Origin of the sequence: Pseudoalteromonas sp. bablab_jr010 (assembly GCF_016464105.1) — a bacterium.
Taxonomy (GTDB): domain Bacteria; phylum Pseudomonadota; class Gammaproteobacteria; order Enterobacterales; family Alteromonadaceae; genus Pseudoalteromonas; species Pseudoalteromonas simplex.
On record NZ_JACDWV010000129.1, the window covers coordinates 51,674 to 61,282 of the forward strand.

Genomic DNA, 9,609 nt, shown 5'->3' on the forward strand with positions numbered 1-9,609 from the left:
GTTCACCTTTAACAGGTTTTGGTTGATAATAATCGAAAAACAACACAAGGAAGCCAAATGAGATACCCACTAGTTGCGGCTTTGCTAGCCTTTAGCAGTGCTTTTCCTGCAATTGCTGATGTGTTAACAATAAAAAAAGATGCGCCAAAACAATACGTTGTGAAAAAGGGCGACACACTTTGGGATATTTCTGGTGTGTATTTAGATGAGCCTTGGCAATGGCCTGACTTATGGCAAATGAATCCACAAATTGCGAATCCACATTTAATATACCCGGGTGATGCGCTCACTTTAATTTACGATAAAGACGGAAATCCTCGTTTAGTTAAAAATGCGCGTTATAAAAAACTCTCTCCAGAAGGGCGAATCACTCCAAAAGGCAAAAATGCAGTGCCTACCTTACCATTGGAATTATTACGCCCATATTTAAGCTATGAGCAAGCGATTAGCGCCGAAATTATTGCTGATAAACCCTATATTTTAGGCGCTAGTGTTAATACTAAAATGAACACCTTGGGGCATACACTCTATGTTAAAGGTGACCTGCATTTAAATGAAGCGTATGGGGTTTATCGAAAAGGAAATGACCTTGTTGATCCAAAGACCAATGAAGTATTGGCGAATAAAGCTGAGCTTGTGGCGATTGTTCGCTCATTTAGAAGCGGTGATGTAGCAAATGGCGTTCCTGCCTCAGTTAAGGTTGAGCTAGTAAAACAAGAAATTAAGCCGCATGACTTTTTAATGCCAGCAATGGAAGGGCAGATGTTGCCTGCCTATTTCACAATGAAACGTCCAGAAACGGCTTTAGATGGCACGATAATCGCGTCAGCTAATGAAATGCGTGAATTTAGTACCATGGATATTGTTGTACTAAACTTAGGCTCGGACCAAGTGAAACCGGGTTTCGTCCTCGATATTCAACGTCAATCACCAGAAGTGTATGACGGCCGCAATGGTCCTCGCTACCGCGAAGACTCTAACAGCCTTGAGAAATTCATGACTGACGCAAATGAGCTGTTCGGTATCGAAAGTGACGAAGACAGTAGTGTATGGCATATGCCAAAGGAAAAAGTCGGTGAACTAATGGTGTTTAAGGTATATGACAACGTTAGCTACGCATTGATTGTGAAAAATCAGCACCCGATCCGAGTTGGAGATTATGCAGTTATAAACTAACTCACAATTTGGGCGCTCTAAGGAGGGAGCATGGCACAGGTTTCAGGCAAGCTATCCCATTGGCTTGCCTTTTATTTATGTAAAGGGCTTGGGATAAAAAGCCTTATTGCATTAAGTCAAAAGCAGCCACTGGATGAGCTATTTAAGTTATCTAGTTTAGAGCTTCAGCAGCTGGGCTTATCACAAAGCCAAGCCGATAACTTAGTTAATACCGATTGGCAATTAGTCGCCCACTATCAAGAGCAGATATCAACGCTTAAAATCAAAGTGATCAGTTATTTTGATAGCAACTATCCGCCCTTACTCAAACAAATAGCCAGTGCACCTATCTTATTATTTTGTTTAGGTAACACTGAGCTATTACGGTCACCACAAATAGCAATTGTCGGTAGCCGTAATGCCACACCAACAGGGCTTGAAATAGCCGCTGAATTTGCTCATCAATTATCTTCTGTTGGCATGACGGTGACATCTGGTATGGCTTTGGGCATTGATGGCGCAGCCCATAAAGGTGCATTAGCAGGAACAGGAAACACCATTGCTGTACTTGGTACGGGTATCGATATTGCCTATCCCAAACGCCATAGTTTGCTCATTAAACAAGTTGCAGAGCGGGGCTTATTGGTTTCTGAGTTCTTACCAGGCACTGCTGCTAATGCCGCTAATTTTCCGCGCCGAAACCGTATTATCTCTGGATTATCATTAGGTGTGTTGATTGTAGAAGCGCAGATAAAAAGTGGCTCTTTGGTTACTGTACGCTATGCACTTGAGCAGAATAAAGAAGTGTTTGCAGTGCCGGGTTCTATAAAAAGCCCACTTTCAGAGGCGAGTCATTTTTTAATTAAGCAAGGCGCTAAATTAACAGAAAATATTAGTGATATTCTTGATGAAGTGAGCTTTTTCTGTGAAAACAGTCTATATAGTATAGAACAGCCCATAGCAGATGAACCCGACTGCCCAGTGTTCAAAAGTATAGGGTATGAGGTAACAAGTGTTGACCAAATAACACAGCGCAGCCAATTACCTGTAGACGAAGTACAAGCTCGGTTACTCGACCTAGAGCTCGCAGATAAAATCGAACGAGTACTAGATGGTTATATAAGACTGGGAGGACATAAACATGTTTGACATCCTCATGTATCTTTTTGAAAACTATATCCATAGTGAAGCTGAAATCTTTACTGAAGAGAACGAACTTACCGATGAGTTAGTTCGTGCTGGCTTCAACAAACCTGAAATCTACAAAGCCCTTGATTGGCTAGAGCAACTTGCAGACTTACAACAAAGCGATATCTACCCGTACCTTAATGCCCAACCACAACATGCTATGCGTATTTACACAGATAGTGAATGCCAAATGTTAAGTGTTGAGTGTCGCGGCTTTTTAATGTTTATTGAGCAAATTGGTGTGATTAACACCGTAACTCGCGAAATGGTGATAGATAGGCTTTGTGCTCTAGATAAACCATTTATTTCTTTGGAAGATCTAAAGTGGGTGGTGCTTATGGTGTTATTTAATGTACCAGGGTCAGAGCAAGCTTACGCACAAATGGAAGACTTAATATTTGACGAGCCAGCTGATGTATTACATTAATTCGACTTTGCTTGTATCTTTGTTGAGTTTGGGTATATTAGGCGAAAATTAGCCAACCCTACAGGAATCTTATGAGTAAAATCGACCATTCTCTTTTTTCTGCAGATAAGCATGCACTCGAAAAAGAGTATGAGGTTTGCCCTAAATGCGGTTCTGAATTGGTTATGCGCAACTCAAAGTCAGGGCCGTTCTTAGGCTGTGCCAGTTACCCAAAGTGTGACTTTATCCGCCCATTAGCTCATCACGATAGCCAACAAATAAAAGTACTCGAAGACAGTGCCTGCCCAGAGTGTGGTAAGCCATTAGTCATAAAAAATGGCCGCTACGGTATGTTTATTGGGTGTACCGGCTATCCTGAGTGTCACTATATTGCTCATGATGAAGAACCTGACGATGCCCCTCAATTACCTGCTTGCCCGAAATGCAAAAGAGGCCAGCTGGTTGCGCGTAGTAACAAGTTTGGCAAAACCTTTTATTCTTGTGATGGCTATCCGCGTTGTAAATATACGCTTACTCACAAGCCTGTGGCGACCGAGTGTCCTGCCTGTCAGTGGCCAATTATGACCGAAAAGAAAACTGCCTCAGGTGTTGTGTTACAATGCCCGCAGAAGTCGTGTATGCATAAGTTAGTCGAATCTTAATGCACTTGTAATTTGTTTATTTAGGAGAGTTTCTTTGTCTGATCCTGTTGCACAACCAGCCAATGCAATTGACGCTTTGCAGCAAGGCGGTGTGATTGTTTACCCAACCGAAGCTGTTTTTGGTCTTGGTTGCGATCCTGATAACCAATCTGCGGTTGAAAAGCTTTTAGCCATCAAACAACGCCCTGTAGAAAAAGGCTTAATTTTAATTGCTGACAATTATGGCCAGTTATTAAAGTATGTAGATGATGCCAAAATCCCCATGGATAAACGTGCTGATATCTTTTCACAATGGCCAGGTGCTATCACTTGGGTGATGCCGGCAGCAAAAGAAACGCCAAAGTGGTTAACGGGTCAATTTGATACTATTGCTGTGCGTGTAACTGATCACCCAACAGTAAAAGCCCTGTGTCAGCAATTTGGTAAGCCGTTAGTTTCAACAAGTGCAAACTTAACCGGTCAAGAAACGGTAATGACTATCGCACAAGCGAAAAGCGAATTTGCTGACATGGTAGATTTTTATGTTGATGAGCCGTTAGGTGGCAACAGCCAACCAAGTGTGATTAAAGACGCTGCGACCGGCAAAGTATTTAGAGGATAAACATGCAAAGCGAGCTACTCGAACAAGTTAAAACCTATTTAATGGCCTTACAAGATACAATTTGTCAGGGTCTTGAGAGTGCCGATGGCAAAGCAAAATTTGTTGAAGATAATTGGCAACGTGCAGAAGGCGGCGGTGGTCGTACTCGTGTTATCCAAGGTGGTAATGTCATCGAACAGGGTGGGGTTAACTACTCGCATGTATTTGGCGCGTCAATGCCAGCATCTGCAACAGCGCATCGTCCAGAGCTCGCAGGTCGTAGTTTTCATGCATGTGGTGTGTCATTAGTGATCCATCCTAATAATCCACATATTCCAACGAGTCACGCCAATGTGCGTTTCTTCATTGCCGAAAAAGAAGGTGAAGATCCAATTTGGTGGTTTGGCGGTGGTTTTGATTTAACACCTTATTACCCTGTATTTGAAGATGTACAACATTGGCATCAGGTGGCAAGCGATTTATGTCAGCCATTCGGTGCATCGGTATACGACAAATATAAAAACTGGTGTGATGATTACTTTTATCTAAAACACCGCAGCGAAACACGTGGTGTTGGTGGCTTATTCTTTGATGATTTAAATGAGCTCGGCTTTGAACAAAGCTTTGCTTTTATGCAGGCGGTAGGAAATGGCTATTTAGATGCTTACCTTCCTATAATTGAGCGCCGCAAAGACACGCCAACAACCGATCAGCAACGCGATTTCCAACTCTATCGTCGTGGTCGTTATGTTGAATTTAATCTTGTTTGGGACCGCGGCACATTATTTGGCTTACAAACAGGTGGACGTACTGAATCAATTTTGATGTCGATGCCACCATTAGCTCGTTGGGAATATAATTATGTACCTGCTGCAGATAGCCCAGAAGCTAAGCTATATCAGTACTATTTACGCCCGCAAGATTGGTTAAATAGCAAAGAATCTGATTTAGTTGCACGTCAGTGGCAGCTTTAATCAAGTATTGAAACCACTCGAACCAACATTGCGTTGTCACCCTCAACGAGGGTGGCGACACTGTCACTGTTAGGCAGCTCTGCCAAGACACTAAATAGCACTTCTACTTTTAATATCTCTAACTTATCAGATGGTGTATCAATGGGGGCACTAACCTGTGTTAAGCATTGACTAATATCACAGGCATAGAAATCAAGTTTCACCTCAAAATATTCAGGGTGCTGAATAAGCTTATCAAAACCATCAACAATGCTTTGTTCATGTTTATCGCTCTGTGAGGTTTTATCTTGGCTGATAAGAGATTGAGCAATCTGTTGAATATCATCCTGATAAATATATTGATCAATCGTGCTTAGTTGATCAGCAGTATCATTCACGCTGTGCTGATAGGTAAATAATAGCGCTGCAATAATCCCAATGCAGACTAAAAGAGTTGTTATAAATTTCATTTAAACATCCTTATTTACTATGAAATGTATATAGCAACTCTAGCAGTTGCACGAAAAGTGCGCAATTTAGCTTAATTTGAAGCGTCTTACTTGTTCATCCAGTGACCGTGCTAACGACAACAGCTCTTCACTGACTTTTTGGTTTTCATGGGCATCAACCAATGAGTGCTCGGCATTGTCACTAATTGCTATAACGCTTTGGTTAATTTCTTCAGCTGCTAGATTTTGCTGTTCAGTGGCATCAGCGATTTGCACGTTAAGTTGATTTATTTCGCTCATCTGCGAAGAAATATCACGTAGAGCTTTTGCAACTTGCTTAACTTGAACTGCTCTTTCGTCTGCTTCTTCGCAAGAGTTATTCATGGTATTAACAGTTTGTGCTGCTTCAGCTTGTAGTTTATCGATAGTGCGGCGAATTTCGTCGGTTGAGTCATGGGTACGGGTTGCTAAAGTACGTACTTCATCGGCTACCACAGCAAAGCCTCGGCCAGCTTCACCAGCACGAGCGGCCTCAATGGCAGCATTAAGTGCAAGTAAGTTAGTTTGCTCGGCAATGCTACTGATCACCTCGAGTACTTTACCAACGTCTAACGTTTGCGTTTGTAGTTGACTTACTTGCTCAGCTGCTGCTCTAACATCTGCCGCAAGTTGATTAATACTTTGCTCAGTGTGCTCAGCAACATGTAAGCTTTGCTGCGCAAGTTGATTACTGTGCTCAGACTTCTCAGACGCAAAATGAGTGGTGTTTTTTACTTCGCTTGATGAGCTCTCTAATTCGTTGATGGCGGCAGCGACCGAATCTGTCCCTTGCTTTTGCTTTAAGATCGCTTGCTCGGTGGTATCCGCTGAGGCATAAATACTTTCGGCTGAGTGGATCAATACCTTAGAAGAATGGGAGACTTGGGCAATATTATCTTTAAACGCGCCTATCATGTGATTAAAGCTGGTGGCGAGAGAGCTAAGCTCGTCATTATTACTGTCATTTACCGTGAGGCTTAAATCTTTATTGGTGGTTGCCAAGTGCATGGTGTGGCTAATGACTTTTAAGCGTTTGATGAATATTTTTCTAAACATCACGGCCAGTAGTGAAAATGCAGTAATGAAAATAGTCGTTAGTAGTAGCGTATTCGTTAAGGTGTTTTGCGATACTTCTTGCTCAATATCAGCCAACGAATAACTAATTTTTACTACACCTAACACATCTCCTTCTTGTGCTTGATGGCAGCCTAAGCAGTTTGTTCCTTTATAATCACTGCGAGCTAACATAGGCTTAAGATAAGTCATCGTACTATTTTGATTATCAATAAATAGTGCTTCAGTGCCTGTTAGTGCTTTTCGTTCAGCATCGTTAGTCGCAACTTGGTTGGCATTTCCTAGCCCATAAATTTTATTGACGATTGGACTACGAATGATATGGGCGTCTGCAATATTAGGATGGCTTCTTAATTTAGTACTTAGAATTTCGCGATTAGCCATGGTGCCAGTTAGCATCATGGTGTTAATAGAATCAAAATAATTATCGGCAAGCAGTTTAATGTTACTTTCAACGGTATCTTGCGCTAATTCATGCTGTTGCTGAGCGCTGCTGAATATACTGGCAAATAATACCAATACGCCTGTCAGTGCCAACAAGGCATAAATTTTAAATTGTATAGACTTCATTCGACGACGCTTTTTCTAAATTCAGGAAAATTTATTATCTTTATTTAGAAAAAGCGTACATTGATATAGCGCAAAACTTCGTTAGTTTTGATTGATCATATGGCTGGCGAGTTGCGATAACGATTGTCTTAACCCTTCGCGCAGGAGTGGGTTATCAATCTCGATATCAAGCGTTTTATTCATACAATGCATCCATTGGTCACGTAGGTCTTGATCAATAGGGAAAGGCATGTGACGCTTTCTTAGCATTGGGTGACCATATTTTTCAACGAATAGGTCAGGGCCGCCCAGCCAGCCAGATAAAAACTCAAAGAATACTTGGCGAATTCTATCTAAAGGCTGAGGATGCATATCATATAATGGTTTGGCGTATTCATCTGTGGCCATTATGTCGTAAAATCGATTTGCAATTGCTCGAGCTCCTGCTTCACCGCCAATAATTTCGTAAGGTGTTTTTTCTGGGGTAGGTGTTTCAGGCGTTGGTTTCGATTTAGAAAAAAGTCGTTTAATCATAATATTAATAAAGCTCTACAGGGCGAAGAGGTTGCTTCACTATGGACAAATACGCGGTTTTTGGAAATCCAATAAAACATTCGAAATCACCCGCAATACACGCACAATTTGCTGCATCATTAAACGAGCAAATACAATACAGCGCCATTTTAGCACCAACAGATGCATTTGAAAAAACTGTCGCTGAGTTTTTCGCTGCGGGTGGTAAAGGGGCTAATGTCACCTTGCCATTTAAAGAGCAAGCGTTTGCCATGGTCGATGAACTTACAGAGCAAGCGAAAATAGCCGGAGCAGTAAACACGATTAAACAACTCGAAGATGGTAGCCTGCTGGGGGATAACACCGATGGTGTAGGGCTTGTTAAAGATCTTTTAGCCAATAAAGTCACCTTAAAAAGGCAGCGAGTACTTCTTATTGGCGCTGGTGGTGCGGCGCGCGGTGTTATTCAGCCATTATTGAATGAGCAAATCGAAAGCTTAACAATAGCCAACCGTACCGCCGAAAAAGCAAAGGCGCTAGCGAGTCATTTTAATGGTGAAATTGATGTGGAGGGCTTTGCTTTGAATGATATCCCAGCAAACAACTATGATGTGGTGATTAATTCAACCTCAAGTAGCGTAACGGGAGACCTGCCTGGTATAGCAAAAGAGTGCGTTGCTAAGTGTCAGTGCGCTTACGATATGTTTTACGCGAATGATGATACGACATTTACATGTTGGGTTAAGTCGATTAACCCAACATGTTTAACTCTCGATGGTTGTGGCATGCTTGTTGGTCAAGCGGCACAGGCTTATTTTGTATGGCGCAATAAAATGCCAGAAATCATCCCCGTTGTTAGCGCGCTTAAAGCAGGAGAAATTGCATGAATCAAGCTATCCAATTTATAGACAGACTCGAATTTAAGCCTGAAGAAAAGCAGTTGGTGTTTTTTGCCCAAGTTAGTGGCTTTATGGTGGAGTGTGTTATTGATACCAGCAAGTATGATTTTGCAGATCAAAGCAGTGCAGTTAATTACTTTGAATCTTATCGTTTCGATTACGAAGAGCTCGCCGAGCAGCTGATCGAAGATGAGCAGTATAACTCGGCAGGACAAATCAAATTAACCGAGGTGTTTTAGCCCTCAGCTAAGTATTCATCTTTAAGCTGAACATAATTATCAGCAGAGATATTTAAAAAGGCGCGCTCTTGCTCTGTTAAAGGGCGAGCCTGTTTAACAGGGCTACCGACATAAAGGTAACCAGACTCTAAACGCTTGTTAGGTGGTACTAATGAACCACCACCAATGATCACATCATCTTCAACAATTGCGTTGTCCATCACAATTGCGCCCATCCCAACAAGTATACGACTACCAAGTTGGCAGCCGTGTAGCATAACTTTATGACCAACAGTGACATCATCACCAATAATAAGAGGGTAGCCATCGGGGTTTGACTTAGAGGCACGTGTTAAATGTAAAACACTGCCATCTTGAATGTTCGTACGTTCACCAATACGGATATAGTTAACATCACCTCGCGCAGCAACAAGAGGCCATACACTTGAATCTTTACCAAGCGTAATATCACCCACTAAAACCGATGACTCATCAATATAAACACTATTATCGTATGTCGGAGTGATCCCTTTATAAGAACGGATAGTCATAAATTCACCTTTTAATTTTAAAATGCGCTCAGTCTAGTGTAACAGCGAAGCAAATAAATACACCAAAACAGAGCTAAATTGACTGCTAAACAGCCAGTTTTAGGGTGTTTAGTTCAAAAGCTGAGCGAACAGTACGTTTTTTTAAATTTTATTGAAAAAAGTGCTTGCGTAAAAAATCCATCTCCCTATAATGCGACCCCACTGACACGGTGGGCAGCAACGAAAGACGCTGAACAACGTAGCAGAGAGTTAAGTGAAACTTCGGTTTCAAATAATCGAAAGAAAGTTTGAAATTAAGTGTTGACTCGAAAAATTAAGGATGTATTATACGCATCCCTAGCGACAACGTCGCAACGTTCTTTAACAATATAAA

Annotated in this window: 12 protein-coding genes; 8 read left to right on the plus strand and 4 right to left on the minus strand. The window is 41.7% G+C overall.

What is annotated here, in order from left to right; all coding sequences use genetic code 11:
* Nucleotides 1-57: 57 nt before the first annotated feature.
* From JIG37_RS11395 to hemF, 6 genes are all read left to right on the plus strand, one after another.
* Nucleotides 58-1,176, plus strand: a complete 1,119-nt coding sequence (locus JIG37_RS11395; protein ID WP_199529387.1) for a LysM domain-containing protein — start codon at nt 58-60, stop codon at nt 1,174-1,176.
* Nucleotides 1,177-1,206: 30 nt separating this feature from the next.
* Nucleotides 1,207-2,304, plus strand: a complete 1,098-nt coding sequence (gene dprA / locus JIG37_RS11400; RefSeq protein ID WP_054554768.1) for a DNA-processing protein DprA — start codon at nt 1,207-1,209, stop codon at nt 2,302-2,304.
* Nucleotides 2,297-2,770, plus strand: a complete 474-nt coding sequence (locus JIG37_RS11405) for a DUF494 family protein (RefSeq protein ID WP_054563780.1) — start codon at nt 2,297-2,299, stop codon at nt 2,768-2,770. The genes dprA and JIG37_RS11405 overlap by 8 nt, the downstream gene beginning before the upstream one ends.
* Nucleotides 2,771-2,841: 71 nt before the next feature.
* Complete coding sequence (locus JIG37_RS11410) at nt 2,842-3,411, plus strand: type I DNA topoisomerase (protein ID WP_199529388.1); 570 nt, start codon at nt 2,842-2,844, stop codon at nt 3,409-3,411.
* A gap of 34 nt (nt 3,412-3,445) precedes the next feature.
* The gene (locus JIG37_RS11415; RefSeq protein WP_054554765.1) at nt 3,446-4,012 is read left to right on the plus strand and encodes an L-threonylcarbamoyladenylate synthase; all 567 of its coding nucleotides are present in this window, start codon (nt 3,446-3,448) and stop codon (nt 4,010-4,012) included.
* A gap of 2 nt (nt 4,013-4,014) precedes the next feature.
* Complete coding sequence (gene hemF / locus JIG37_RS11420; RefSeq protein WP_199529389.1) at nt 4,015-4,965, plus strand: oxygen-dependent coproporphyrinogen oxidase; 951 nt, start codon at nt 4,015-4,017, stop codon at nt 4,963-4,965.
* Here hemF and JIG37_RS11425 read toward each other — a convergent pair.
* The 3 genes from JIG37_RS11425 to JIG37_RS11435 form a co-directional block, all read right to left on the minus strand.
* Nucleotides 4,962-5,414: a hypothetical protein gene (locus JIG37_RS11425; RefSeq protein ID WP_199529390.1), complete on the minus strand. Its 453-nt coding sequence runs from the start codon at nt 5,412-5,414 to the stop codon at nt 4,962-4,964. The genes hemF and JIG37_RS11425 overlap by 4 nt on opposite strands.
* A gap of 66 nt (nt 5,415-5,480) precedes the next feature.
* Nucleotides 5,481-7,076, minus strand: coding sequence for a methyl-accepting chemotaxis protein (locus tag JIG37_RS11430; RefSeq protein ID WP_199529391.1), 1,596 nt, complete (start codon nt 7,074-7,076; stop codon nt 5,481-5,483).
* An 81-nt stretch (nt 7,077-7,157) separates the two neighbouring features.
* Complete coding sequence (locus JIG37_RS11435; RefSeq protein ID WP_054554758.1) at nt 7,158-7,589, minus strand: group II truncated hemoglobin; 432 nt, start codon at nt 7,587-7,589, stop codon at nt 7,158-7,160.
* A 41-nt stretch (nt 7,590-7,630) separates the two neighbouring features.
* On the opposite strand from JIG37_RS11435, the gene aroE reads away from it, so the two are divergent.
* Both aroE and JIG37_RS11445 read left to right on the plus strand, forming a co-directional pair.
* A complete protein-coding gene (aroE, locus tag JIG37_RS11440; protein ID WP_199529392.1) occupies nt 7,631-8,455 on the plus strand; it encodes a shikimate dehydrogenase in 825 nt (274 codons plus the stop codon).
* Nucleotides 8,452-8,706 (plus strand): DUF1488 domain-containing protein, encoded by a 255-nt coding sequence (locus JIG37_RS11445; RefSeq protein WP_199529393.1) that lies wholly within the window; start codon nt 8,452-8,454, stop codon nt 8,704-8,706. Before aroE ends, JIG37_RS11445 begins: the two co-directional genes overlap by 4 nt.
* Here the strand turns inward: JIG37_RS11445 and JIG37_RS11450 are convergent.
* Entirely contained in the window at nt 8,703-9,236 is a 534-nt protein-coding gene (locus JIG37_RS11450; RefSeq protein ID WP_199529394.1) for a gamma carbonic anhydrase family protein, read from the minus strand. The two genes, JIG37_RS11445 and JIG37_RS11450, sit on opposite strands and share 4 nt — an antisense overlap.
* Nucleotides 9,237-9,609 lie beyond the last annotated feature (373 nt).